This window comes from Nocardia sp. NPDC102475 (assembly GCF_055584605.1).
In genome coordinates, this window is the sequence record NZ_JBVJLS010000003.1 from 13,012 (window position 1) to 39,161 (window position 26,150).

Annotated in this window: 18 protein-coding genes; 11 read left to right on the forward strand and 7 right to left on the reverse strand. The window is 64.7% G+C overall.

What is annotated here, in order from left to right; translation table 11 throughout:
• Positions 1–74 precede the first annotated feature (74 nt).
• The 5 genes from ACZ60G_RS05865 to ACZ60G_RS05885 all read left to right on the forward strand — a co-directional run bounded on the left by ACZ60G_RS05865 (position 75) and on the right by ACZ60G_RS05885 (position 4,386).
• Positions 75–545, forward strand: a complete 471-nt coding sequence (locus ACZ60G_RS05865) for an SAM-dependent methyltransferase (RefSeq protein WP_465807655.1) — start codon at positions 75–77, stop codon at positions 543–545.
• 429 nt (positions 546–974) lie between these two features.
• Positions 975–1,109: a recombinase XerD gene (locus ACZ60G_RS05870; protein ID WP_465807656.1), complete on the forward strand. Its 135-nt coding sequence runs from the start codon at positions 975–977 to the stop codon at positions 1,107–1,109.
• A gap of 280 nt (positions 1,110–1,389) precedes the next feature.
• Positions 1,390–2,868: a flavin-containing monooxygenase gene (locus ACZ60G_RS05875; RefSeq protein WP_465807657.1), complete on the forward strand. Its 1,479-nt coding sequence runs from the start codon at positions 1,390–1,392 to the stop codon at positions 2,866–2,868.
• The gene (locus ACZ60G_RS05880; protein ID WP_465807658.1) at positions 2,865–3,749 is read left to right on the forward strand and encodes an SDR family oxidoreductase; all 885 of its coding nucleotides are present in this window, start codon (positions 2,865–2,867) and stop codon (positions 3,747–3,749) included. Before ACZ60G_RS05875 ends, ACZ60G_RS05880 begins: the two co-directional genes overlap by 4 nt.
• A 13-nt stretch (positions 3,750–3,762) precedes the next feature.
• The gene (locus ACZ60G_RS05885) at positions 3,763–4,386 is read left to right on the forward strand and encodes a TetR/AcrR family transcriptional regulator (protein WP_465807659.1); all 624 of its coding nucleotides are present in this window, start codon (positions 3,763–3,765) and stop codon (positions 4,384–4,386) included.
• On the opposite strand, the gene car is transcribed toward ACZ60G_RS05885, so the two are convergent.
• On the reverse strand, positions 4,387–7,866 hold the full coding sequence (gene car, locus ACZ60G_RS05890; RefSeq protein ID WP_465807660.1) for a carboxylic acid reductase: 3,480 nt from the start codon (positions 7,864–7,866) through the stop codon (positions 4,387–4,389). It lies immediately after the preceding gene.
• A gap of 166 nt (positions 7,867–8,032) precedes the next feature.
• Here car and ACZ60G_RS05895 point away from each other — a divergent pair, with 166 nt between their 5' ends.
• On the forward strand, positions 8,033–8,656 hold the full coding sequence (locus ACZ60G_RS05895; RefSeq protein ID WP_465807661.1) for a peptide deformylase: 624 nt from the start codon (positions 8,033–8,035) through the stop codon (positions 8,654–8,656).
• 100 nt (positions 8,657–8,756) lie between these two features.
• Here ACZ60G_RS05895 and ACZ60G_RS05900 read toward each other — a convergent pair whose 3' ends face one another.
• Genes ACZ60G_RS05900 through ACZ60G_RS05915 form a run of 4 tightly spaced genes read right to left on the reverse strand, consistent with a single transcriptional unit; the run spans position 8,757 to position 14,587 of the window.
• Positions 8,757–11,234, reverse strand: coding sequence for an Hsp70 family protein (locus ACZ60G_RS05900; RefSeq protein WP_465807662.1), 2,478 nt, complete (start codon positions 11,232–11,234; stop codon positions 8,757–8,759).
• On the reverse strand, positions 11,231–11,653 hold the full coding sequence (locus ACZ60G_RS05905; RefSeq protein ID WP_465807663.1) for a hypothetical protein: 423 nt from the start codon (positions 11,651–11,653) through the stop codon (positions 11,231–11,233). The genes ACZ60G_RS05900 and ACZ60G_RS05905 overlap by 4 nt, the downstream gene beginning before the upstream one ends.
• Positions 11,650–13,305, reverse strand: coding sequence for a hypothetical protein (locus tag ACZ60G_RS05910; RefSeq protein WP_465807664.1), 1,656 nt, complete (start codon positions 13,303–13,305; stop codon positions 11,650–11,652). Before ACZ60G_RS05910 ends, ACZ60G_RS05905 begins: the two co-directional genes overlap by 4 nt.
• 37 nt (positions 13,306–13,342) lie before the next feature.
• A complete protein-coding gene (locus ACZ60G_RS05915; RefSeq protein WP_465807665.1) occupies positions 13,343–14,587 on the reverse strand; it encodes a DUF4328 domain-containing protein in 1,245 nt (414 codons plus the stop codon).
• Positions 14,588–14,694: 107 nt separating this feature from the next.
• Between ACZ60G_RS05915 and ACZ60G_RS05920 the strand changes: the two genes are divergently transcribed.
• Positions 14,695–15,360 (forward strand): RNA polymerase sigma factor, encoded by a 666-nt coding sequence (locus ACZ60G_RS05920; RefSeq protein ID WP_465807666.1) that lies wholly within the window; start codon positions 14,695–14,697, stop codon positions 15,358–15,360.
• Positions 15,361–15,387: 27 nt separating this feature from the next.
• Here ACZ60G_RS05920 and ACZ60G_RS05925 read toward each other — a convergent pair whose 3' ends face one another.
• Complete coding sequence (locus tag ACZ60G_RS05925; RefSeq protein ID WP_465807667.1) at positions 15,388–19,581, reverse strand: nSTAND1 domain-containing NTPase; 4,194 nt, start codon at positions 19,579–19,581, stop codon at positions 15,388–15,390.
• Between the two features lie 192 nt (positions 19,582–19,773).
• On the opposite strand from ACZ60G_RS05925, the gene ACZ60G_RS05930 reads away from it, so the two are divergent.
• The 4 genes from ACZ60G_RS05930 (at position 19,774) to ACZ60G_RS05945 (ending at position 25,502) form a co-directional block, all read left to right on the forward strand.
• Complete coding sequence (locus tag ACZ60G_RS05930; protein WP_465807669.1) at positions 19,774–21,225, forward strand: MFS transporter; 1,452 nt, start codon at positions 19,774–19,776, stop codon at positions 21,223–21,225.
• A gap of 125 nt (positions 21,226–21,350) precedes the next feature.
• Positions 21,351–22,418, forward strand: a complete 1,068-nt coding sequence (locus tag ACZ60G_RS05935; RefSeq protein ID WP_465807670.1) for an LLM class flavin-dependent oxidoreductase — start codon at positions 21,351–21,353, stop codon at positions 22,416–22,418.
• Entirely contained in the window at positions 22,418–23,782 is a 1,365-nt protein-coding gene (locus ACZ60G_RS05940; RefSeq protein ID WP_465807672.1) for an NtaA/DmoA family FMN-dependent monooxygenase, read from the forward strand. Before ACZ60G_RS05935 ends, ACZ60G_RS05940 begins: the two co-directional genes overlap by 1 nt.
• A gap of 121 nt (positions 23,783–23,903) precedes the next feature.
• The gene (locus ACZ60G_RS05945) at positions 23,904–25,502 is read left to right on the forward strand and encodes a GMC family oxidoreductase (RefSeq protein ID WP_465807674.1); all 1,599 of its coding nucleotides are present in this window, start codon (positions 23,904–23,906) and stop codon (positions 25,500–25,502) included.
• Here the strand turns inward: ACZ60G_RS05945 and ACZ60G_RS05950 are convergent.
• Complete coding sequence (locus tag ACZ60G_RS05950; RefSeq protein ID WP_465807676.1) at positions 25,499–26,149, reverse strand: hypothetical protein; 651 nt, start codon at positions 26,147–26,149, stop codon at positions 25,499–25,501. The genes ACZ60G_RS05945 and ACZ60G_RS05950 overlap by 4 nt on opposite strands.
• Position 26,150 lies beyond the last annotated feature (1 nt).

Consider the following 26,150-nt stretch of genomic DNA (forward strand, 5'->3'; position numbering starts at 1 on the left):
TTGCGGGTGTAAGCGAGATCGATGAGCGGGCAGCGGAATATCTAGCCGCCAGTGGAATGTAGGACAGGGGTCGTATGACAGACGAAGTGTTCGAAGTCGTGCCGGTCGCGCATGTGATCGGTGGCCGAAGCGAACCGACAGACGATCACTGGGGAGGCACCGAGACAATCATCCGCATAGATGACCCTCGGTTCACCGAAGAGTCCGTGCAGGGCTTGGAAGCGTTCAGCCACCTCGAAATCATCTTCCGGTTCCACTTGACCGATCCAACGGACCTGCACTTCGGTGCACGCAGTGCCCGCGACAACCCCGCATGGCCCAAGGTCGGCATCTTTGGGCATCGGAATATGCGGCGCGTCAACTGGCTTGGGGTTTCCCGTACTCGACTGCTTCGCGTAGACGGCTTAGACCTGCACGTAGCTGAGCTGGACGCGGTGGACGGTACTCCCGTGCTGGACATCAAGCCGTGGTTTGCGGAGTTCGGGCCACGTGGCGAGATCCACCAGGCTCCATGGTCAACCGAGATGCTGAAAGACTACTTCTAAGTGCGGCCCATTGCCCTGAAGCCGAAACGGCCCCCAACTTCGATGCTGGGGGCCGCTTTTCGGTCAACCACTGGTGTGGCCCTGGGGGAACATGCCGCATGTGTGATGGAAACCACCTCACCTATTTTCCGTCGCTCTAGCGTGCCTTTTGAGTGCGTTCAGTCTTGTTGGGTCGGTTTCGTGCCGTTCGGTGCCGAATCGTCCGGTTCGGTTCCATTCGGTCGGGTTGGTTCGTTCCGATTCACTTTGTGGGGCGAATTCGCGCCAAATTCCGGATAGAACAAGGGGGTGTATCCGACTCGCGGGTACACCTCGCGTGCGCGATTGCACAGGAGGCTGGACATACCCGCAGGTTCCACAGTCTTCGCGAAGATGCCGGGCTTCGCCGCATCCAATTGCGGGGCCTGCGGAAACACATCGGTGTCGCTGATGTTGAAGTCGTCCATCCCGGTGCACATCGTCGCCGCCTGGCACGGGCACGATCCGGCGGTGTTGGTGAGGGTCTACGCCGATGCGCAACCGGACGATCTGCGAGCGGCGGGCGCGGCCCTGTTCGAGCAATGAGCCGGTTTCCCGCAAGTTGGCACACTCTCGGCACATCAACCACCGATGCGCGCGTTGCAAATGGCTACTGATCTGCAGATATAGCGGTTACCAGCGGATACCCACAGGCTATCCGGCAAGGTGCGGGCAGCCACGGCAGTGATCGCCGCAGCCCTCGCTTCAGCCCGTTGAACTGCGATAACACCGAACATCCTTGACACATGACAACCATAAAGGAATCATCTGATTCCATTGGAATCAACTGATTCCAATGAGTGTGGACTCGTTCGGAGGGGTGCAGATGGATCAGCCGACGACGCGAGCCGACCATGTACCGATCGTTGTAATAGGTGCCGGGTTCGCGGGTATCGGATTGGCCGTGAAGCTGCGCGAAGCCGGTTTCCGTGACTTCGTCATCCTCGAACGCGGCTCCGACCTCGGTGGCACCTGGAGCGCCAACACATACCCCGGCTGCGCGTGCGACGTGCCTTCGATGCTGTATTCGTATTCCTTCGCCCCGAACCCGAATTGGTCCCGCCGCTACGGCACCCAGCCGGAGATCCTCGACTATTTGCGAGGGGTGGCGAACAAATACGATGTGCCGCAACACATTCGGTACGGCACGGAGGTACTCGACGCCGCGTGGGACGAAGCCGCTGGACGGTGGCGCATCCGTACCGGGCAGGGGTCATTGACCGCCGATGTGCTGGTTTCGGCGATCGGTCCGTTCAGCGAGGCACAGATCCCCCGCCTGCCCGGTTCCGCGAATTTCACCGGCACTCAGTTCCATTCCCTGCACTGGGATCACGACCACGATCTGACCGGTGAGCGGGTCGCGGTGATCGGCACCGGCGCGTCCGCGGTGCAGTTCATTCCGGAGATCCAGCCCGTGGTGGCACGGCTCACGGTTTTCCAGCGTTCCGCGCCGTGGATCGTCCCGCGCATGGATTGGGCGACCAGCACGGTCGAGCGCACACTCTTGCGTCGGATGCCCTTGCTCGGCAAGACGATCCGCGCCGCGTACTTCACCGGCATCGAGGGATTCGGACTGGTCGGGTTCGTGGACAAGCGGTTCCGCCATCCGTTCGAGGCGCTGGGCCGATTGCAGCTGCGCCGCCAGGTTCCCGATCCGCGACTGCGCCGAAAGCTGACGCCCGACTACATGATCGGCTGCAAACGCGCGATCTTCTCCGACGCCTACTATCCCGCGCTGTCCAAGCCCAATGTCGAGGTGGAGACCGCCGGGATCGCCGAGGTCCGGTCGCGATCGATCGTCACCGTGGACGGCACCGAACACGAGGTCGACACGATCATCTGGGGCACCGGTTTCGGTGTGCCGCCACGGATATTCGAGGCCATCCACGACACCGGGGGACGCACACTCGCACAGCTGTATCGCGAACGCCCGCGCAGCTATCTCGGCACCACCGTCACCGGATTTCCGAACTTCTTCACCACCCTCGGCCCGTTCGGCGCGGCCGGGAACCAGTCGGCGATCTTCATGATCGAGGCGCAGATCCGCTATATCGTGGACGCGGTAAAGCATATGCGCGACAACGGACTTCGCCGTATCGAGGTGCGACCGCAGGTGCAGCGGGACTTCGTCGAGGAGATGGAGCAGCGCAGCCGCGACACGGTGTGGGTGACCGGTGGCTGCCGCAGCTACTATCAGACCGCCGACGGCCATCACAATGCCGGGCTGTATCCGAACTGGAGCTTCGAATACGCCAGGCGCACCATGCGATTCGATTCCGACGCCTACCTGATCGAGGCATCATGAACCTGCTGCGCCTGCTGCCCACCAACGACACCTTCGATGTGGCCGACAAGGTGGTGGTGATCACCGGCGCCGGACGCGGCATCGGTGCGGAACTGGCGCAAATCCTGCACCGCCGCCGCGCGCGGGTCGTCATGCTCGATCTGGACGAGGACAAAGTACGCACCGCCGCGTCCCGATTGGGGTCACGGGCGGTCCCGCTGCGCGCCGATGTCGCCGACCGCGACAGCATGGTGGCCGCCATGGCGACGGTCCGTGACCGCTTCGGCCGTATCGATCTCGTGGTCGCCAATGCTGGTATCACCCCGACGCCCGCCACCCTGCGCACGATGGACCCCGCCGATTTCGACCGGGTCATCGGGGTCAATCTGACCGGTGTCTTCAACACCGTACGACCGGCCCTCGACGATATCGTCGCCACCGGCGGCCACGTCGTGGTGGTCTCCTCCTGTGCGGCGTTCGCGCCCGGCATGGGCGGCTCCCCATACATGATCAGCAAGGCCGGGGTCGAACAGCTGGGCCGCGCGCTGCGGGTCGAACTCGCCGCATCCGGCGCCACCGCCGGAGTCGCCTATTTCGGCATCGTCGACACCGCCATGACCCACCACACACTCGACGATGACGAATTCGGCCGCGCGGCCGATGCCATGCTGCCCTGGCCGCTCAACCAGCGCATCAGCGCTGCCCAGGCCGCGCTGGCCGTCGCCGACGGCATCGCCCGGCGCGCCCCGCGTACCATCGCACCCCGCGTCTGGGAGCCCTATTCCCTGCTGCGCGGTGCCGTCAACGTGCTGATGGACCAGTACCTCAGCACCGACGAACAGCTGCGGGTCCTGCTCCGCAAGCTGGAACAACGCCCGCGCAGCGGGTCCGACCACGCATGACATGATCCAACCCGTGATTTCGTCAGCCCCCACTTGGCGCGGCAGCACCATGGCCAGCCGCGCCGCCGAGCGCCGCGAACAACTCGTGCGCGCCGGTTACGCGCTGCTCGGCGGCGAGGGCGCGGCGGCGACCACCATGCGGGCGGTGTGCCGTGCAGCGGGCCTGAGCCTGCGCTACTTCTACGAGAACTTCGCCGATCGCGAAGCCCTGCTCATCGAGATCTACGACCAGACCGCACACGGGCTCATCGACGCCGTCAGCACGCGGCTGGCCGACGCACCCGACGACGAAACCGCCCGTACCCGTGCGGCTTTCGACGCGGCGGCGCAGTATTTCGCGGACGATCCGCGCCGCGGCCGGATCATGTTCCGCGAAACCCTCGCCGATGACACCCTGCGGGCACGCGGCGCCGACGCACTCCCCGCCTTCGTCACGCTCGTCGCCGCGCAACTTGCACCGGGGCAGGCCGCGCGCTTCACTGCCGCATCGGGCCGGATTCCACTGCCGGTCAGCGCGATATCCGGCGCACTCGTCGCACTGTTCCTCGATTGGCTCGACGGCGATGTCGAGGCAAATCGCGACGAGGTGGTCGACTACGCCACTCGACTCACCATCACCATTCTCGAGCTCACCTGACTACAGCAGTCCACGCAACCGCAGATCGCTGACGTACTTGTCGATGAGCGCGGGAGTCAGATGCGGAATATCTTGTTCGACACCGACTTCGGCGGCTTGTACGGCAGCAGTGAACCCCTTTGCCGGGATGACGGCGCCATGGATCGGCCGAGCGGGTCGGGTATAGGCGTGCAGCAGCGGTAGCAGCGAGGCTTGGCGCTGTTTCTCGGGGAGGCCGCGCAGTGCGGTTTCGAACCGGCTCAACCATTCCTGATAGTCGTCGATCCGCCGGATGGGGTTGCCGGATTCGATGAGCCAGTCGACGAATTCGTCGAGGGAGATGCCGTCGTCGTGCGGGTTGAGGACATCGAAGGTGTGGAAATCGGTGCGCGCCCGGTCGCCGATGGCGGTGATCGATTCGGCGGTGAAGTCGACGGGCAGGCCGTCGTAGTGTGCGCGTTGGCGCTTGCCGTCGGCATCGGTCTCGTAGAAGGAGTACGGGGCGATGCCGGTGGCCACCAGACTCAGCAGTAGCCGGGTGAACATATCCGGAATATTGAGCTGGCCGCCGAATCGACTGTGCGCCAGGATCATGTCGGATCGGAAGACGGCGACCGGAAGTCCGCACAGATCGTGTGCTTCCCGCAGCAGGACCTCTCCCGCCCATTTGCTGTTGCCGTAGCCGTTGGCGTAGCTGTCGTCGATGGCACGCGTGGGGCTTATTTCGCGGATGTCGCCGTCCTCCTCGAAGGACGATGGCTCGATCTGGGCGGCGACAGCCACCGTGGACAGATACGTGACGGGCTTGATCCGCGTGGTGATGGCCAGGCGGATGAGTTCAGCGGTACCGACGACATTGGGGCCGAACAGCTGGTCGTAGGGCAGGACGTGGTTGACCAGCGCGGCGGGATGCACGATCAGATCGACGGTGTCGGCCAGCCGATGCCAGGTCGCATCGTCCAGGCCGAGATTCGGCTCGCCGATATCACCGGGCAGCACTTCGAGGCGGCGGGCCGCCAGCTCGCGGTAGCGCCGCAGCAGGTCCGGATCACCGCTGTCGAAGGCATCGTCGAGCCGTTTCCGCGCTGCCACGGCGTCTTTGCCGCGGATGATGCAGATGAGTGCGCCATCCGTCTTGTCGAGTCGCTCGAGCCATTCCAGGCACAGGAAGCGGCCGAGGTAGCCGTTGGCACCGGTCAGCAGCACCGTCTGTGTCTCGGTCGTGTGCGGGAGAGTCGTTGCGGCGGACAGTGTTTGCGCGTCGATGAACTTGTCCAGTGTCAGTTCATCCGCACGCGCGACGCCGCCGTGTGTATGGACCGCGGCGAAGGTGGGCCGGATCGCGCCGGACCCCTGCGCCGATTCGACATACTCCGCCAACTCACGTAATCCGTTGGCCGGGCTGACGATAACGCCCACCGGTACCTCGACGGCGAAAATATCGCGCAGCAGATTCGAAAACGACAGCGCCGACAGGGAATCGCCGCCCAGATCGGTGAAATGCGCATCCGGTCGCAGATCCGTTGTCGCACAACCGAGCAATGCCTGTGCGGCTCGGTTCACGGTTTCCAGAACCGGCAGGTCGGCGGCTTCGCGGCGCAGTGCGAGAAGTTCGTTCGCCTGCCCTTCGGCCAGTTCGGTGTACAGCTGTTGCAGCCGCTCGCCGTAGCGCTCGATCAGCTTGGGACGCAACAACTTGCCGATACCGGAAAGCAGACCGTTTTCGGTGGTGAAACGTTCGGTTTCGATGAGGAAATCGCGCGGGATCTCGTACGACTGGAGATCGGCCTCGGTGGCGATGCGCTGCAGCGAATCACTCAGTGCCGCTTTGGGATCCGCGCTGCGCAGCGTCTCTTCGGTCGGGACGATCACCGCGAGCAGGTAGGCGCGCTCACTGCTGCCGTAAACGAAGATCTGCTCGAGCAGCGGGCTGCTGGCATATACGGCTTCCAGGTGTGCGACCGCGACGAATTCGCCTTGGGAAAGCTTCAGCACATTATTGCGACGGTCGAGGTAGACGAGTTCATCGGGTCCGAGTTCGGCCACGATGTCACCGGTCCGGTAGAACCCGTCCGCGTCGAAGATTTCCGCGGTGACCTCGGGACGCTTGTAGTACCCGGGAATCATGGTGCTGGTCTTCAGCAGCAGCTCACCGCGCGGATGCGGCTGGTCGGTACCGAAATATCCCAGCTCCGGCACGTCCACCAGCTTGTAGTCGAGTACAGGTGGACGGTGGATCACATTGTCGACCATGATGGCGCCGCCCGCCTCGGTCGAACCGTAGCCATCGTGCAGGTCCATCTCGAGGACCGATTCCATGAATGTCTTCATCTCGGTGGCCAGTGGCGCACTGCCGACGACGGGCGATAGGAATCGGCCGCCCAGGAAATTTTCGCGCAGTTCGGTTTTCACCGCACGGTCGAGTTCAGCACGGTCGATATCCGGTTCGGCGCGACGTTCCATTTCGCTCTGATAGCGCTGGAAGACCATATCGCACACGCGTGGCACGAAGAACATCTCGGTCGGCCGGACGAGGCCGATATCCTCGAAAAGCGTCGATATATCGCTCTTGGCCGTGAAATACGCGGTGCCGCCGCGGGCCAGCATGCCGTAGAGCGACATACGTCCGGCCATATGGCTCATCGGCATGTAGTTCAGGCCGATCCCACCGACCTCCGGCTGGGCCAACCACATCGCGGTTACCAACCGGCTGGTGTACATCGCGCCCTTGGGGGTTCCGGTGCTGCCTGAGGTGTAGATCAGCAGTTCCAAAGCGTCGTCGTCGGGTACGAACAGCGGCGCGGGCGGCAGGGTACGGCCGCGTTCGAGTACCGACTCCAGCGATTCCACCACTATCGGAGTGTTCGCCAGACGGTCACGGGCGGATTCGAATGCGTCGCGCTGATCATCGTCCTCGGGGTGGTAATCGAAGACCACGAGGCGTTCCGGCGTCGGGCCCGCGAGGACGCATTCCACTGCGGCAGTGAGGGTTTCGGGGGTCGCGGCTAGGATGCGTGGTTCGGTCTCGGCAATGATCGCCGACAATTGCTTCGGTGCCGCACCTGCCTGCAGCGGCACGGCGACCGCGCCGAGGTACAGACAGGCCAGATCGAGCGTGGCGTAGTCGCTGCTGGTGAAGCCCAGTGTCGCGATGAAGTCGCCTGCTTTGATGGGGTCGTCGGGATTGTGATGCCAGGCTGCGGCGATCGCACTGACGCGCGCCCACAACTCGCCGTAAGTGATGGTGGCGAATTCGGGCAGCGGTCGCAGCGTGCGCCGCCCGGACTCGTCCGCGATGGGTTCGAGGACCCGGTGCCCGAGCGCTGGGCGATCGGCGTAAGCCGCCGCGACCGTCGCCACGATCTGCGATGGCCGCATTCCGGGTTCTCGGATCGCGGCGAAAGTCTCCGGTTTCGGTCGCGCATTGCGAATGTCCGGATAGGTGGCGTACAGGTCGGCGATGCGATTCATGACCTGTTCCATCCGCGTATCAATAATCATGGCCAGCCTCCTTCGGTCGCATGCCGACCGTCGGTTGTTCTGTTCAGATTGAAGACGCCTGTATCCACTAACACGTTAGCCTGGCTAAATATTCCAGGGCGGTCCATATTCGACAACGGGCCTGGCCATATCATTGCGCCGCGCGGCACTTTGCGATGCTGAAACCATGACGATCCCGCTTCCCGATCTTGTCGAGACGCTGCTCGGTGGTCCACTCTCCATTGTTACCGCGGGCGATCCGGTGCTGCGCACACCCGCCGCCCGCTACGACGGACAGCTGACGCAGGGTCAATTGGACCGCTTGGTGCGGGCTATGCGGGAGACGATGCGTGCCGCGCCGGGTGTCGGACTGGCCGCCCCACAGGTCGGGATACCGCTGCGGCTGGCCGTGCTGGAGGATCCGGCCGAAGTGACCGAGGAGGTGCGCGCGGTTCGCGGACAGGTGCCACTACCCTTCCGAGTTCTGGTCAACCCGACCTACGGACCCATCGGCGACGCCCGCGCGGCATTCTTCGAGGGCTGCCTGAGCGTTCCGGGCTGGCAGGCCGTCGTCGCGCGCCACGCCCACGTGCACCTGCGCGGCCAAGACGAACGCGGCCGCGAGCTGGACGAGGAAGTCTGCGGCTGGCCCGCCCGCATCGTCCAACACGAAACCGACCACCTCGACGGCACCCTCTACATCGATCGCGCCATCACCCGCTCCCTGACCTCCGCCCAGAACCTGATCGACCGCTGGCCCCAACCAACCCCTTCGGCCGCGGCCGAGGCCATGGGCTTCGACTTGCCCTGAGTTCGCGATTCCTCGACGAGCTCATTCGGTCGTAGCGCGGCGCAATCGTCTGAGCTGCATGGGCCGGTGGCCGAGCGAACAGCGCAGGTCCAGCTCGAAGTCAGTACGACGGCCGAACGGTGCTGAACGGATCGCCCGCTGCCTGCGACGCTGCGGGCAGCAGGGCGAAGAGCTGGCTGTTGATCGATCGCAGTGGCGCGGTGTCGTCGCGGTCCAAGGCAGCGCGGCCCTGCGCGATGAGGCGATCGGCGTGTGGCGGGCTGCTCATCTCGGCTCGGCGGGCGGCCAGCTGGTGAAAGAGCTCGACCTGCAGGACACCTGCGCGATCGAGCACCTGACCGATGAGGCGGCCGAGGTCGTTCATGTGCCGGCGCAGCGACGTCGAGTCACGTGTGCCGATCGATTCTTCGATCGCGGACGTCGCTATCCGCATCGCAGCGGCATCGTCGGTATTCCCGTGCGCGGCAACGATATCGGTAGCATCGATGCAGGCCGAGCGAGCTTCGGCGACAAGTTCGGGCCATAGCAGCGCATCCTCGACTTCGTCGAGCGCGACGTGCAACTCGCGCACCAGGGCGTCGCAACCTTGTGCGGCGTCGGTGTCGTCGAGTGCGGCGGCGAGCCGCTGTTCGACCGTCTCGGTTCGGCCTGCCTCGTCGACCTGCACGAGCACCATGCCGGCGACCGGATCGCCGGCCTGCACCTGACGAGATCGCAACGACGCCAATCTTTCCCGGACATCACTGACTCGGTCGGCGAGTTCGGTGTGGGTGGGCACAGTCTCGGATTCGAGATCGGCAGCCTGGTCGAACTCCTCGTCCAGCATCGGCACATAGGCGCGGGCGGTCACGAGCCGCGACGAATCGATCTCCACCAGGAACTCTATGTCCGAGCCGAGGGGCAGCGGGCGCGAGACCTGCTGTGCACGCACCTCGAGGCAGCCGACCCGCCGATTCCGATCCGCCCTTGGCTGTTCGCCTTCGAGAATCGGGATACGGATCACGCCGCCTACGACGCCGGGCGCTACGGTCGTCGTGGTGCGCAGCTTGGCGCGGCAGCGCACCGGCAAAGTAGCACCTTTAGGAGCCAGCGGCAGCAACGTGTTGTCCGCGAGGCCGATTCCGACGGAATGGATCAGCGGTTGCTCGGTCTGCACAGCCCCGACGGTGTAGGTGAACGTCTCGGGGCCGACCTGGCGGCGGTTACCCAGCGCATCGCGCAACCACACTTGAAATGTGTTGAGCCGCCCACGCTCCGCGAGGAGCCGCGTGGCGAAAGTACCGTCCGGCGCGATCGGTAGGCGGCCGCTGTGCCACGGCGGACGGGACTCGGGATTGCCGAACTCGATGGACAGACCATGGTCGGCAGGTTCGATGCTGCCGCGGATCAGCGGGTCGGGGTCCGGCCCGGCCGGGTGGTAGTCCAGTGTGAGCGCAAAGCCGCCGTGCGCGACGGGCGGCACCGAAACAGCTTCGTAGCGCTGCGTTCCCGCGAAGATCGCGGCACCGCGGGCGACGACCGTGAGCGGATCCGCGGTGTGATCCAGTGCGATACCCAGCCCCGAGTCCGAATCGGCGAGGTAGTCCCGAACAAACGGCGACAGCGTCGGCCCCCCGACGAGGATCACGCGTTCGATGTCGCCGCGGCCCAGGTTCTTCTCGGCCAGCCCTCGTCGACACAACTCGACCGTGCGCGCGAGCACCGGGGCAGCGAGGCGCTCGAGATCGGCGCGGCGCAAGTCGAACTCGAACTCGTAGCGGCGCCGGCCATCCGGGCCGACAAGGTCGGCGACGATCTCGGTTTCGGCCTGACGAGACAGGCGGATTTTTGCGCGCTCCGCCTCGAGCTTGAGCGTATTCAAGGTCGCCCGCCAGCGGGCGTCGCCGCGTCGCACGTCGAGTCCGTGCCGCTTCGCGAAGGCAGGCAGCAGCAACTCCTCGACGACTCGCCAATCGATGTCCTTGCCGCCCAGATGATTATCGCCGGCATGCGTGACTATGCTGAACTCGCCGTCCCGCAGCCGGACGACGGCCGCGTCGAACGTGCCGCCACCGAGGTCGTATACCAACCAGCGCACGCCGTCCGCGCTCGACTGAAACCCGTGGGCCATCGCCGCGGCGGCCGGCTCCTGCAACAACGGAACCTGCCGCAGTCCGGCGAGTTCGGCCGCACGGCGGGTCGCGTGGCAGGCATTCAGATCGAACGCGGCGGGCACCGTGATCACCGCGGCGTCCACGTCGTCACCGAGTCGCTGCGTCACGTCCGCTCGCAGCGACTTCAGCACCTCGGCCGACAATTCCTCCGCACCGAGGCTCCGGTCGGAACCGGCGAAGTGCTTGACGGTGCCGGCAAGTCCCATGTGCCGCTTGAACTCCACCGCCGTGTTGTCCGGGTCGATTTCCGTCTTGTCCTTCGCCGCCCGACCGACATGCAACGAGCCGTGCCTGCTGAGCCAGACCGCCGACGGCGTTATGTCACCGTCTTCGTTGTTCTTGACGATCTCGGTGTCGACGCCGTGCAGCATGGCGATCGCACTGTTGGTGGTACCGAGGTCGATACCGAAGTTGATTGCATTCATGACGTGCCTCCCGCGGGCATGCCGACGATCACCTCGCCGGTCTGGATGAGTTCGCCGTGCAGATACACGCTCGGGCGCAGAGTCTCCTCCACCGTCGCCCGCTCGATGCCCGGCAGCTCTTGCGCGGCAACCACTTCCAGCCGCTGGCCATCGACGAACTCGACGCCGTCGTGATCTTGCACGGCGACACCGGCCTCGGCGAGGTATTCGAGCGTCGTACGGATCTGGCGCCGCAACGGCCGCAGTTCGGCCTCATCGCACCTTCGGTGCGCCCGCCACTGTGCGGTCGCGATCGCTGCGACAACGTCGGGGGTCAACACGCCGCAGCGGTGCTCCGGTTCGGGCGCAGGCGGATTCAGGCGTGCGTGCAGCGGCGCGATCAATCCGCGGACCGCCGAAACCACGACTTCGCGTATCATTTTCGCACTTCCATGATCGCTCGCATACGAGTGTCCACGAGTTCCCGTGCGACAGCCGGATGTTCTCGCATGCGCGCGTCGCTCCGTCGCGCGCTGCCCCCGGCAATCCACCTTCCGACATCAGCGACGACGTAGACACCGAGCGCGGAAAGATACAAGCCCCAATCGATTACGCCGAGCAGCCCCAGCACCGGAAAGACGATCACCAGGGACGCGAGCATCATGAACACGATCAGGCTCATCGCACCGAGGACCCGGCATCCGCGATTCCATGCCTGATGACACGACGGACATCGTTCGATGTCCACCATCATCTGCTCAGTCGTCGTGCGCTTTCCTATCAGCCGCACCCGTGCGGTGGATTCCGGTGCGCTCGGCTGCCCGCAGAACCAGCAGAACTGGCGCACTTCATACCCGATCGCCGCAGCCATGAGAGCCGCATAGATGAGAAACTGCGTATCGTCGGTCGCCGCGAGTGCCTCCGCGCGGCGCAACAACTCCTCTGCGCTGCGGGAATCGCACATCGCCGCCACGCGCAACGAAACAGCGGTGACGATGGCCAGCGCGACGTCCTCGCGGCTCTGGCGGAACACACCCGGCGGCAGACCGGGAATTTCAGCGAGCAGGTCGAGCACGTCTTCCGCCGAATCCAGCAGCATCACAACATCACTCAACTCGTGATCGGTATGGGTACCGACGGGCGCGCGCATCCGGTCACAGATCACGCCGAGCGCATTGCTCAGGAAAGTGGCTCTGTCCCTGTCGATATCGCGAATCACCACGACATTGTTGGTGAGTGACCGCGCCCGCACGAGCAGCCGCGCGCACGAACTGGAGTCGCCCGTTTCGTTGCCGTATGCGGCGATACACAGTCGCGCGGCGGCGGCGATCTCGTCGCAAAGCGTCGCTGCCGCCGCGCCGCCGGGCGCATTGCCGATAACCCGGGCCAAGCGTTCGGCCTGCGCGATCAACTGCTGCGCGACCACCAATCCTCGGCGATGGTCCGCCGTGACCTGATCCTGTGACCCAGCCGCGCGTCGCCCGATGTCGTCGAGTATGGGCCGCACCGCTGTTGCGATCTCCGCCCCGGCCAGCCGCTCGTCGCCGGATGCCATCAGCATTGCCGCGCGCACCTGATCCGCAGCCGCCGAATCGTCCCCGCGTTCGACCGCGCGGGCGAGCAGAGCCGCGTTGACCGAAACCAGCAGCGCCGGAAGCAGCCGCCGCAGCTGGTCGGCGAAGTCGGGGCGAATCTCCGGCTCGTCCAACAGCAGAATCCGATCACGCACATAGTCCCAGCCGGCCTCGTCGCCGGCGGCTTCGCGCCACCGCAACCGCACACCCGCCCAGTCGACCTCGCCCGCTGGATCAGCCAGGGCCTTTGCATGCGCATCAACCGCGCGATTGTGCGCGTCGTAACCTGGCCAGTGCCAAAAGAATTCGTCGATGATCCGGCACATCGGGTCGCCCAGTTGCCGACAGGCCTCGGCAATCCGCTCGTCAGCTTGCGCCTCCTCGGCGCGTCGCCGGACTTCACGAGCCGATGCCGTGACATCCAGTCCGATCACGCGAAAACTATTGCACTGGTATATTTCCGGGCCGACGACACGGCGCAGGCCAGTCTCGTACCCGAGCTCGGTCGTTCGGCTCATCGAGTCACCTCGAACCTCGTCCATCACTACCGTGTCGTCATCGACGATCGAAGGTGCCACTCGGATCGCCAGGCAGAACCCGAGGCCGCTGCCAGCTGTCGATGCGAGTAATGATCACCGCCGCGCACGCCGCGGCAACCACCATCGATAGCGCCACGACAGTGGCCCGCGCCGGCGATATGAAGTCGGAATCGACCGGCCAGAAAAGCACGGCCCACGTGGCCAACCACGCCGACCACCACACACCGACCAACAACCCGCCCGGACGTCCACGCAGGTCCGGTGCATCCGTCGGTGTCCGCGGATCGCTGGCGCGCAGCACATCGGTCAGGATCGTCGCGGGAAACCACAGGTTGACCACGGGGCAGAACCAGCCGCCGACCACCCACCCGATCTGCAGCCGATGCCGCGCCGCACACAGCGCGTCGGCGTTGCTCCTGGCCTGCCGCAGCCACGCCATAAATACGATCCCCGTGCCGAGCAACGCCATGAGCATAGTGATCATGGCCGGACCGACGACCATGGACCAATCGTGAAACTCATTGCGGACCTGAGCATTTGGGTACTTGCCGTGATATCTGTCGAGCGCTCGATAGCCCAGCGCCTCGGTGCTCACAAAGACGAGCAGTGCGGCCGTTGTGCAGCCGATCAAACCGATCGACCAACGCCCGAGCGCATCGATCGGTCGGACAGCCGACGGCCGGGCGAGCACGGCGCCGGGAGTGGTCCACGGAGGCAACGGGCCCTGATTCTGCTCAGGTTCTGCCTGAAGGCTCGCCGAATTCCGCGAGTCGTCGTAATCGAGCCACCGCGTCGTGGCGGCGGCCACAGTCAATCCGATCGTAATGACCGGGAAGATGACACCGACCGTCACCAGCACCGGACTGCCGATCAGGATCAGATCGTCGTTGCTCGCGGAAACTGCCTTTACGATCGCGAATTCGACTATCCCATAAGCGATGTCGGCCGCACAGGCAGTGACGACGAACGTCCGGCCCGCCTGTCTCCGGCGGAGCAGCTGAATGCCGCCGACGAGCAGCAGCACGCCGATCACCAGGAAGATCGGGGCGGAGATCAGCATGGTCGTCCGCATTGGGCGATCCGCCTCGCGAAACAGTTCACTGCCCGTGTCGAGGAATATGAACAGACCGACCGCAAGCACTGCGCTCAGCAGCCGATGGACCGCGCCGAACAAGGCGAGCACACCCGCCGCGATTGCGGTCCCGCCACTCGTCCGGTGTTCGTACGGCGGATTCTGCCGACTATCAGGATACGGTTTCATGCATCCCTCAACTCCGTGAAGGGGCAAACGGTTGCCCACGTTTCGTGCCCAACTTTTTGGGGCACCGACCAGTTGTAGTTCGGTAAGAGCACGGAAAGGCGGTTCAGATGAGCACGACAGGCGATGGCGATTGGGTACGCGACGTTGCGCTCATCGCGCTGCTCGGCGCGGTGCTGCGGGACTGCGCGAGGGAACCGCTGTCATTGCTCGCGAACGCTCCTGAGACGTCGGTGATTCGAATCGGCCGTGGCGGCATTGATTCGGGGCGGTCATTCGACGACCTGCTGATCGAGGCATACGAATCGACCAAGGACATGCTGCTGGCTTCAGTGACAAAACAGGTCGGGAGCCGCACCGACGCGGAAGACATCGTCCAGACCGCGTTCATGCGCGTCTACGCCGCGCGTCCCGATATCTCCGACGCCGAGGAATTGCGCCGCTACATCTGGACCGCCGCGAAGAACCTGACCCGCGATACGTGGCGGCGAGCCGCGAACGAACGCGACCGTGTCGATCCCGATGGCGAGGCCAGGATCGCGCAGCTGGTAGACGGCGCCGGACTCGCCTTCGACGATCTCATCGCGCTGCGGCACATGCTTATCGCGGCCCTGAATGCCATACCAGCCCGCGAACGCGAGGCAGTGGTCGTTCGCGCATTCGAGGGAAACACCTATGCCGAAACAGCCGCGATCATGGGCGTGGGCGACGGGACCGTGAAGGCCTATGTGCATACCGCACTCCAACGGCTCCGTGCGAACATCGAAGCAGCTTGATACACAATCGAATTCAACGCGTGCGTGTCAGTCGCTCTCGCATGGCGGCTTGCTGTCGACGCCACGCGGAAGCTTCTCACGTTCGGCGTCGGTGTAGTCACGATCGCTGACCGCACACAGATGTTGCTGAATATTGTTGCGGTCGAGGTTGATTTGGATCGGCCCCTGGTCGGACAGACCGATCAGCGTCGTTCCGATGAGCTTCCATATCTTTGTAGATCCCGGCGTGGCGAACTTGGTGCTGGTACCGGTGCGTATATCCCACACCTCAACATCCGACTTCCCGCCGAGAGCTAGTAGGCCACTCACCGACCAGGAGACGGTGACATCATCGGGAATATTGGGAATATCCAGCTTCGAGCTCTCGCCGTCGGTCGAGTTCCACCGATACAAAGGCCCTGAACGGGTTCGAATAAGAACGTCTGCCTGCCCGGCATTCATAGCTATACCGGTAAGTTGCTCTGTGGCGGCAGCAGGCGAGAATGCGCGGACACGCTGACTTGTGGTCAGGTCCCATAATTGCACCGACGATCCGCCCGTTCCGTTTACCCAAACGACAACTGAGTCGCCCGTGGGTGAATAACCGACCAATGACGACTGCCGTTGACTGAGACGCAGATCGTCGAGCGATTGGCTTATCACCACTTGATCGCCGATCTGATTGCCATCTTTGATTCGCCAACGCGTAATTCCGCCAGCGTGCAGAACGGCGATCTCATCGTTATCGCGAGCGACGACCGATGTCGCCCACTCACCTTCGCGATTTGTCGCTACAGCGCCTGCTGGAGTCGGGAGTGTAATTCGGCGTTCCACGGTGAACTCGGGGACCGCCAATACGAGAAGATCGTTCCCTGCGGTAGTCGCAAGCGCGTGCCGGTTGTCGGGCGTGAATACGACGGTTGACCGGGGGTTACCCGTGAGGTCTCCGAGATCAGTGCCCGAGCGACCATCGACCCGACGTAATGTCCTCGCCTCTACGATCTTTGGACCGCCGTCTCTCGTAACCTGCACGTACCGTCCGTCGAGGCTCCACGAGGCTGCGGCGGCGTCCGAGACGATTTCCGGTTTCGGCTCGATTGTCTGCGCCGGCGCATATCGCTCGAGGCCGTGGGTTGTCGCCCGCATCAACACCGGTCCCGCTGGCGTCGATGCGACAGCGTATGCACCGTAACTGTCGTCGTGTCGAACTTGAACATAGTACATATTCCCAGTTGCTATCTCGAGGAGCCTGGCGATCCAAAATGGCGCGCGACTTTGGCCCACGAGAGCGACTACGAATTGTCCGGTTCTATCCAGTATTCGCGTCGGGCAGCCACCGAAATTCCTGCGATATCGTTCCGCACCACTCAACTCTCTGACGACCCACTCTCCGGTTTCGTCCGAGCAGCTCAGAATCGAGCCGCCCGTTGTCATCTCCCTGCCCTGCCATTCACCTACGACCCGCCCGGTTCCGACCTCGCGTACAACGCCGCGCTCAGAATTTCCGTTCGATTCCGTGAGCCATACGCGTGCTCCGTCGGGATCGACATACTGGGGAACGCGAGTCAATGTTCCGTCGGCCGGAATCCCCGGCAACTGACGAGGTTGCCCTGAGATGTCGTAACGCTCGACCACATCGGCATCACCCAATTCCTCACCGGTTTCGTTTCGTTTCAGATCGACCGAAACAAATAGCTGGGTACCGTTTTCGGAGAAAGCCGCGAGCAGCGCGTACGGTGAGATGACATCTGAACCTTCCGGTCGTGCGGTGAAGGGGCCGGTTCGAGTCTGTACGTCCCACACTTCGATACCGCCACGATCAGTCAATACCGCCATCCGTCGCCCGTCTGGGCTGAGCTGGGCATACATCAGGTTCGGAATCGTCGTAACCTGCCAAGACGAGGGCTCGTTTGTCATAAGCCCGGTCCATACAGATACCCGGCCATTCGCTTCGGTGACTGCAGCTACCGAAGCATCTCTACTGAAGTCAGTCGACCTCATACCAGACCACAATCCGTTGCGAACCGATTCCAGGGAGCCGAGCCGAACCTGCGCACCGAGCTGAGCCGAACGGACCTCGGGTTCTCCCGGGGCAAATTTTCCTGCGGCCTCGGCGAATTGGAGCGCTTGGTCCGACTCGGTATCGCCGAGTACTTCTGATTGCTGTGCGAGGTTGATGCCCGCCTGCTCGCGCAACTCCCTGGTCCGTTCCTGGCTGGTCCGATAGGCGACGACTGCGGTGCCGGAGGCGACCAGGGCGAGTACGGTGACCACCGCGGTGACGGTCCACAATCGCCGCACCTCGCGTCGGCGGAGGCGGCGGGACGCGGCGATGTACAGTCGATGCGCTGCAGGGATTTCGGGTTTGCGCTTGTCGACCCATTCGAGCGCATCCTCCAGCGTCTTGCCGTGCAACAGCGCGCCGTTGTCGTGTGCGGACAGCTCCCACTTCTGTCGGTCCTGCTCGAGTTGCTGTTGCCAGGTGCGGAAGTCGCGGTCGTCCTGCAGCCAGCCGCGCAGTCGCGACCAGTTGTCGATGAGGGCCTGGTGCGCCAGTTCTACGATGTCGGTTCCCTGCGCGTCCCGGCCGACGACGACCAGCCGGTCACGCGCCAATCGTCCAGCGACACTGCGTAGTTCGGGGAAATCACCGATCGACACCACGGACCGGACGAAACCCGCTCCGCTGGACGCGGGTGCGGCAAGCAGCTTCAGCAGGCGCCGCACGTCGAATTGCTCGACCGGATCGGTGAACTGGTCCAGCACCTGCTCAGCGCGGTCGGTGAAGAAACCCGTTGCGCGGCCGACCTTTTCGTAATCATCGATGGTCAGAGATGCGCTGCCGCGCCGATCCCACAGTTGCGTCAGAGTCGACTCGAGCAGTGGCAGCGCACCCGGCTCGCCCACCGTGTCGTCGACGAGACGCTCGACCAGCGCCGGCTGCAGATCGACGCCAGGCGCACGGGCCGCGGGCCGCTGGATGGCGTCGCGGAGCTGGTCACGCCCCATCGGCGCCAGCGCCACCGTCGCCCCGTCGAGAAAGCTGGCGACTTCCGCGTCGATCAGGTTGTTCAGCGCATCCCACCGCAACGTGAGCAGAATTCGGATGCGCCCCTCGGTATCGGCGCGGGTGAGCTCCATCAGCCATTGCAGGACCGCACGTGCCCGCTCCGGCGCGGTCGCGGCCAGATCCTCGAATTGATCCGCGAAGAGCACCAGGCCCTCCGGCGGCACGCGCTCGAGCAGTCGCGCCACCGAGTCGTCGACGGTACCCGACTCCCGCGCCGCCTGTTCCGCCAGCAGTGTCGAGAGCTCGCCGTCGTCCGGAAAATCGAATCGTGGCGCCACCGCTCGGACGACCGGCGTGGCCGCATCGCCCGGCGACACCTCGCCGGCGAGCCGGAAGGTCGCGATCTGCCGCCCCTGCCCCCGGAGCCGGGGGATGACCCCCGCGCGGATGAGCGACGATTTGCCGGTGCCCGACGGTCCGGCCACCGCGACGAGCCGTCGCTGCCGCAGTGCTGCCGACACCCGCTCGATGTCGTCGTCTCGACCGTAGAAGTAGTCCGCATGTTCCTCGTCGAACGGCTCCAGCCCACGATAAGGATTGGGGACGAACGAGGGGTCGAAACCGAGCACGTCGGCAATCGGGATCATGAACGCTGTCCCGGTGTACCCGCGCGGGTCGGCAACCGCCGCCATCCCCACTACCGCGTCTGTTCCGCTGTCCCACACCGGCGCACCGCTGAACCCTCGCGTGATCGGCTGACCGCCGACCCGCTGCAGCTGCAGCCAGCCGGTGCCCTGGCGTTCCCGGAACTCACCCGACGCCCAGACGCCATCGGGCAACTCCGCCGGAAAGCCGAACATCCGGAACTCGCGCCCCCACGGGTCATTGGCGCGCCAAAACGGCGGCGGCCCAGCCGAATCGCTTACGGCGTCGTCCAGCTCCAGGATCGCGATATCACCCCGGCCGTCCTCGGCGATCGGTGACCACCGGCGCACTCGCGCGCGCTGCGGCCCGGCCGACGGCAGCAACGGAAAGTCCACCGCCACAACCGAGTCCGGCGGCTGTACATCATTCGGATCGGCACCGGTCGCGTAGGCGACCACATGCGCGCACGTCGCGACGATATTCGGGCCTACCAGGAACCCCGCGCCGACGACCTGACCTGTGGTCGTGCAGATCCGCGCATGCGCCGAGCCGAATCGAGCGACAGCGCTCGAACCACCTGCAGTCATGGTCCCTCTCTCTGTACTCGGACGAACATATCCCGGCACCACAGAGCTCGAGATCGAAAGCGATATCGTCGGTATACATCTCGCCGCGCTTCGACGGCATTCGCAGCGGCCACCGGTCGGTATCCAGGTGTTGCCAGTACCAGTGTTATCGGACTCCTGTTACTGGTGTCGGTTCGGTTGCAAGCTCATGAGATGACTCAGACCTTGCAGCCGGGTAACGCTGCGGCCACGTCGGCCGTTACGGGATCGGCAGTTCAACCCGCCGCGTTCGGTGCGCGGCGAACTATCGCGGTGCTCGCGGTGTTGCTCACCGGGCAGTTCATGGCGGTACTCGATGCCTCGATCGTGAATGTCGCCATTCCTTCTATTCGTACTTCGTTGCATACCAGTGGATCCGCGCTGCAGTTGATCGTCGCGGGGTATGTGATCGCCTATGCCGTGCTGCTCGTGACCGGTGCGCGATTGGGTGATCGGTTCACTCAGCGCCATACCTTCATCACGGGGCTCGCGGTGTTCACCGTCGCCTCGCTGGTCTGCGGGTTGGCATGGAATGAGTTCTCGCTCATCGTATTCCGCTTCCTGCAAGGGGCGGGGGCCGCGGCGATGATTCCGCAGATCATGACCATGATCCAGCGGAATTTCACCGGCAATGCCAGGGCCAAGGCGCTCAGTGCGTACTCGGCGATCATTTCCGGCGGGATGGTCGTCGGTCAGGTGGCGGGCGGATTGATCGTCAATGCCGACCTTTTCGGGAGTAGTTGGCGCGGCGTATTCCTGGTGAATGTGCCGATCGGCGCGGTGCTTCTGCTGATTGCGCCGCGGGTATTGCCCAGGGCCACCGCGCGATTCGATCGGAAACTCGATCTCGCGGGTCTGACCATGCTCACCGTCTCGGTGCTGCTGCTCGTGTTGCCGCTGGTGCTGGGGCATGAGCAGGACTGGCCGGTGTGGACATGGATCATGTTGGGCACCAGCGTGATCGGGGTCGGATTGTTCGTGGCGATCGAGCGGGCGGTCGCGGCACGCGACGGCGAACCGCTGTTCGCGCAGCGAGTGCTGAAGTCGCCGGGCCTGGCGCTCACCGCGGGCACGCTGTTCACGATCATGGCGACCTTCGGTGGCTGGATGTTCGTCATGGCGATCCACCTGCAGAGCACCCTCGGCTATACCGCGCTGCACGCGGGTCTGCTGTTCATCCCGATGGGCGTGACCTTCGCGCTGGCCAGTTTGAACTGGGAGCGCATCCCACATCGCCTGCACGCCACCATGATTCCGTTCGGTCTGGTGGTCGGCGCGGCCACCATGGTGACGCTGGGCATGATGCTGCGCAACGGCGCCGACTTCGGTCCGCTGCCGCTGGTCGTCTTCGGGATCCAAGGCATCGGTTTCGGTCTGGCCTTCAGTCCGTTGATGACCCGCACCCTGGCCAGGATTCCGATGGCTCTTGCGGCCGATGCCAGCGGCATTCTGGTGACCAGTGTGCAGCTCGGCATCGTGGTCGGGATCGCCTGCTTCGGGTCGGTATTCCTCGGCCTTGCGGGCAGTACGGTGCTCTCGGCCGCACATGCGTTGGGCGGCACCGCTATTGCGGAAGGTGTCACGGTATTGGTTGCCGCGGCGCTGTCTGCGCGCGCCGCACGGTAAGGACAACCGATCCCGGATTCGCTCGACGGCGAATCCGGGATCACCGCCTATCTCGCGATCGTCGATTCGGATCATCGCGACGCAAATCATGGCGGTGGCGGTCGAGTTTGACGATCGTCATACCAATGAGTGGAAATGTCTTCGCGGTGGGCATCGAATTGGATGGCGAGGGATATCACCCGGCCGCGTGGCGGCGGGCCGCACATGCGCCCGATCAGTTGCTCACCGGCAATACGCTGCGCAAACGGGTAAGCGCGGCCGAGAATGCCGGCTTCACCCTCGCCACCTTCGACGATTCGATCCTGCCGCCCACAGGGCATCCGGCGGGACGGATCGACGGGGTGACGCGGGCTTCGTTCGTCGCGGCGACAACCAGCACGATCGGGCTGGTGGCCACGGTCGCGACCACTTACGCGGAGCCGTTCCACACGTCGTCACAACTGGCCACGCTCGATTACGCTTCGCGTGGGCGCGGCGGATGGATCGCCACGACCGACCCCGCGGCCGCCACCGCCTGGGGACGACAGCCGCGCCCAACTGAAGCGGAACTCGCACGCGAACAACGGGATTCGATCGAGGTCGCGCGTCGGCTATGGGATTCATGGGAAGACGACGCCGTGGTACGCGACTATGCGGCGAGCCGATTCCTGGATCGAGACAAGCTGCACTACATCGACTTCAGCGGTGAAACGTTCTCGGTGAAGGGTCCGGCGATCGTGCCGCGGCCGCCGCAGGGGCAGGTGGTCGTCTTCGCACATGACACCGGTGATGCCGACGTCATCCTGGTCACCGGAACCGACCTCGCTCAGACCCTCGCCGCCGCCGACCACGCGCGAGCCACCGGCGCACTGGTGTTCGCGGAACTCGATGTCGCCCTGGACATTCCGCACGCGACGGCCGCTGAACGCCTCGCCGACCTGGGCAAACACGCGGCCGCGAACCGCACCGAGCGCCTGACGTTCTCGGGCTCCCCGACCGAACTCGTCCGCCTCATCACCGAACTCGCACGCCACGTCGACGGCGTGCGCCTGCATCCGGCCGTTATCGACGAAGACCTCCCGGCGCTGGCGCGCTTCGTCCTGCCCGCCCTGTTCCGCGCCGGTACCGCCCACCGCCCAGTGCCGGGTTCGACCCTGCGCGCCAATCTCGGCCTGGAGCGGCCGATCAACCGTTACGCGAAGGATCAGCACTGATGTCCGAGGTTCCTTTCCCCGACGCACAGGTTCATTTCGGCGTCTTCTTCCAGGGCGTCAACCACAGCACCATCTGGTCGGATTCGAGCAGCGGCTCGCAGATCGACTTCGAAACCTTCCGCCATATCGTCACCACGGCAGAGCGCGGACTCTTCGACGCATTCTTCCTCGGCGAGGGCCTGCGCCTGCGCGAGCAGAACGGAAAGCTGCTCGATACCGATATCGCCGGGCGTCCCGACGCCATTGCCCAGTTGGCGGCGCTGGCCGGGATCACCAGCCGGATCGGTCTGGTCGCCACCCAGAACACCACCTACAACGAACCCGCCGATCTCGCCCGCCGACTCGCGGGTCTGGATCTGCTGTCCGGGGGCCGTGCGGGCTGGAACGCGGTCACCACCGACAATGCCTGGACCGGTGCGAATTTCCGGCGCGGCGGCTTCCTCGACCACGCGCAGCGCTACGAGCGCGCGGGCGAATTCATTCGGACGGCCCGCGAGATCTGGGATGCCTGGGCCGATAATGCGATCGCGACCTCGCGCCACGATACCGATTGGGCCGCATCGGATTCGGTGCGGACAGTGACCCGCGACAACGAGCACTTCCAAGTCTCGATCACACCGACCGTGCCGCCCAGCGCCCAGGGCCATCCGGTGATCTTCCAGGCCGGTGATTCACCCGCGGGCCGCGACTTCGCAGCGGCGCATGCCGAGGTCATCTTCTCCAGGCACGGAACACATTTCGACGCCGCGCTCGCATTCGCGAACGATATTCGGGCACGCCTGGAAGGCGCGGGCCGACCGGCCGATGACATCAAGATCCTGCCCGGCACCCAGATCGTGTTGGCGGAAAGGGAATCGGAGGTCGAGGAGAAGGCGCGCTGGGTGCTGGAGGGCCAATTCACCGGACAGACCGCGCTTTCCCTGGTCGGGCAGGTGTGGGGTCGTGATCTGTCGGATCTCGATCCGGACGGTCCGCTGCCCGCGGACGACCCACAGCCCCGAGTGATTTCGGGCGAGCGCGGCGCACAGCGCGACGGTCAGGATCCGGTGGCGATCGCCCGACAGTGGCGGGCGCTGGCCGAGGCCAAGAATCTGTCGCTGCGCCAGGTCGCCATCGAGACCTCGCAGCGGTCCGGATTCGCCGGAACACCGAGCCAGGTCGCCGACGAACTCACCCGCTGGGTCCGCCACGGCGCGACCCACGGGTTCAATATCTCGCCGTATCTGGTGCCGACCGGAATCGACGAGATCGTCGACTGGCTGATTCCGGAATTGCAGGAGCGCGGAACGTATCGCACCGCCTACACAGGCACCACCCTGCGCGAACATCTCGGGCTGCGACCGCCGCTGACCAGGCGCAGATAACCAGGTCCGATCCGCGAAACATGACCGGTTTGTCGAAACATGGCCGGTTTGTCAGGAAACCGAACCCGGGGCCGCGTCTTACTCGTATGTTTGCCATACGCAGTGCAGATCGGAGTGGACAGTGCAAGCAGGGGTTACCGCGGATTATGTGATCGTCGGCTCCGGATCGGCCGGCGCGGTCCTGGCCAACCGGCTCAGCGACGATCCGGATGTGTCGGTGGTGGTGCTGGAAGCCGGACCGGCGGATAAGAACAAGTTCGCCCATATTCCGGCGGCATTCGCGAAGCTGTTCCGCTCGGAGGTGGATTGGGACTACCTCACCGAACCGCAGCCCGAGCTGAAGAATCGGCAGATCTACTGGCCGCGCGGCAAAATGTTCGGCGGATCGTCGTCGATGAACGCGATGATGTGGGTGCGCGGATTCCGTGCCGACTACGACGAGTGGGCATTGCTGGCCGGGGACGAGTGGGGGTTCTCGGCGGCGGTCGAGCAGTTCCGCAAGATCGAGTCCGTCGAGGACGCACAGTATCCGGATGAGGGCGCGACCGGGCCGCTGCATATTTCGCGGCAGCGCAGTCCGCGCCCATTGACCGCAGCATATTTGGCCGCGGTCAAAGAATCCGGATTCCTTGTGGAGCCACCGAACCGGCCGCAGCCCGAGGGGTTCAGCGAGACCATGGTCACCCAGCGCGGCGGCAGGCGGTGGAGTACAGCCGATGGGTATCTGAAGCCCGCGATGCGCCGCGCGAATCTCACCGTGCTTGCCGAAACGCTCGCGTCGCGGATCATCTTCGAGACTTCGCCGACCGGAAGGCCGCGCGCGACCGGTGTGGAGTACCGCAAGGACGGCGTCACACAGACTGTGTCCGCCAGGCGCGAGGTGTTGCTCTGCGGTGGTGCGATCAACAGCCCGCAGCTGCTCATGCTCTCGGGTATCGGCGATGAGGACGAGCTGGCGCGCCATCACATTCCGCTTGTGCACCATGCGCCCGAGGTGGGTGCCAATCTGCAGGACCACCTGGTTGCGGCGCTCGGCTACGGTGTCGAATCCGATTCGCTGTTCACTGCGGAAAAGCCACGTCAGCTGCTCGACTATCTGATCCGGCACCGCGGCATGCTCACCTCCAATGTCGGTGAGGCCTACGGTTTCATCCGCAGCCGGTCCGATCTCGAATTGCCCGATCTGGAGCTGATTTTCGCGCCCGCGCCGTTCTTCTACGAGGGTCTTGTGGATCCGACCGAGCACGGGGTCGTGCTGGCGACGGTGCTGTTGCGGCCGCACAGCCGCGGCCGGATCTCACTGGGTTCCGGTGATCCCACCACCAAACCGATCATCGACCCACGCTATCTCTCCGATAGCGGTGGCGCGGACCGGGCCGCGATCATGTCTGGTTTACGCGTGTGCGCCGAACTGGCCGCGGCTCCGCCTCTGAAGGCGGCACTCGGGCCACTGATCTATCCTCCGCAGGCCCCGGCCGAGCTCGAGGCCGCGATGGAATTGACGCTGAACGGCTACTCGCACACCCTGTATCACCCGGTCGGCACCTGTCGGATGGGTACCGATGCGGGCAGTGTCGTCACGCCGCGACTGGAAGTGCGTGGGGTGCAAGGACTCCGCGTTGCGGACGCCTCGGTGATGCCGTTGCTGATCCGCGGGCACACCCATGCGCCGAGTGTGTTCATCGGTGAGCAGGCAGCTCAGTTCATCCTGCATGGTTAGCACGCTGCCGCAGGCGAGGGGAATCGATAAACCACCATTGAGCTTGTTGCCGGTCGGGCCCGCAGGACTCTCCGCGGCGGCGGAATGTGCCGGGTGGCAAGGGAATCAGTGGTCCCCGGGTTCGTGCCGCAGATCGGGCTCGAAATGGCATGCAATGCAATATCGCATTGCATGCTTGTGTGCATAACGCGCTGTGCCGCACCGAATGTCAAGCGCCCGCCTGACCGATTGGTGTTGTGCCGCAGTGGCTCGCCTCGTCGAGGCGAGTCTTCTGGGCTCCGTCGAAAGTGGTGCGGCAGCACCGCGCAGGACAATGACACCCAGCAGGACAGCGGCGTCCGGCGGCGCGCCGATATCCGGGAGCGCAGCAGCACGACAACACCCAGCAGGGCGATGACACCCGGCAGTACAACAACCTCCAGCCGCACATCGACACCCGATAGCGCAGTGGCATCCAGCAGCGCAACGGCACCCGGCAGCGCAGTGGCATCCAGCAGCGCAACGGCATCCAGCAGCGCAGTGGCATCCAGCAGCGCAACGGCACCCAGCAGCGCAACGGCACCCAGCAGCGCAACGGCATCCGGCAGCGCAGTGGCATCCAGCAGCGCAACGGCACCCGGCAGCGCGGCGGGCTCGATCGCGGGCACG

Excerpts from the sequence above, each read along its gene's own strand:
- ACZ60G_RS05940 (WP_465807672.1), top strand. The coding sequence starts at position 22,418 with ATGTCCGAGGTTCCTTTCCCCGACGCACAGGTTCATTTCGGCGTCTTC.
- ACZ60G_RS05935 (WP_465807670.1), top strand. The coding sequence starts at position 21,351 with ATGAGTGGAAATGTCTTCGCGGTGGGCATCGAATTGGATGGCGAGGGA.
- ACZ60G_RS05915 (WP_465807665.1), bottom strand. The coding sequence starts at position 14,587 with ATGAAACCGTATCCTGATAGTCGGCAGAATCCGCCGTACGAACACCGG.
- ACZ60G_RS05900 (WP_465807662.1), bottom strand. The coding sequence starts at position 11,234 with ATGAATGCAATCAACTTCGGTATCGACCTCGGTACCACCAACAGTGCG.
- car (WP_465807660.1), bottom strand. The coding sequence starts at position 7,866 with ATGATTATTGATACGCGGATGGAACAGGTCATGAATCGCATCGCCGAC.
- ACZ60G_RS05865 (WP_465807655.1), top strand. The coding sequence starts at position 75 with ATGACAGACGAAGTGTTCGAAGTCGTGCCGGTCGCGCATGTGATCGGT.
- ACZ60G_RS05895 (WP_465807661.1), top strand. The coding sequence starts at position 8,033 with ATGACGATCCCGCTTCCCGATCTTGTCGAGACGCTGCTCGGTGGTCCA.
- ACZ60G_RS05880 (WP_465807658.1), top strand. The coding sequence starts at position 2,865 with ATGAACCTGCTGCGCCTGCTGCCCACCAACGACACCTTCGATGTGGCC.
- ACZ60G_RS05905 (WP_465807663.1), bottom strand. The coding sequence starts at position 11,653 with ATGATACGCGAAGTCGTGGTTTCGGCGGTCCGCGGATTGATCGCGCCG.
- ACZ60G_RS05925 (WP_465807667.1), bottom strand. The coding sequence starts at position 19,581 with ATGACTGCAGGTGGTTCGAGCGCTGTCGCTCGATTCGGCTCGGCGCAT.
- ACZ60G_RS05930 (WP_465807669.1), top strand. The coding sequence starts at position 19,774 with ATGACTCAGACCTTGCAGCCGGGTAACGCTGCGGCCACGTCGGCCGTT.
- ACZ60G_RS05920 (WP_465807666.1), top strand. The coding sequence starts at position 14,695 with ATGAGCACGACAGGCGATGGCGATTGGGTACGCGACGTTGCGCTCATC.
- ACZ60G_RS05910 (WP_465807664.1), bottom strand. The coding sequence starts at position 13,305 with ATGAGCCGAACGACCGAGCTCGGGTACGAGACTGGCCTGCGCCGTGTC.
- ACZ60G_RS05870 (WP_465807656.1), top strand. The coding sequence starts at position 975 with ATGTTGAAGTCGTCCATCCCGGTGCACATCGTCGCCGCCTGGCACGGG.
- ACZ60G_RS05875 (WP_465807657.1), top strand. The coding sequence starts at position 1,390 with ATGGATCAGCCGACGACGCGAGCCGACCATGTACCGATCGTTGTAATA.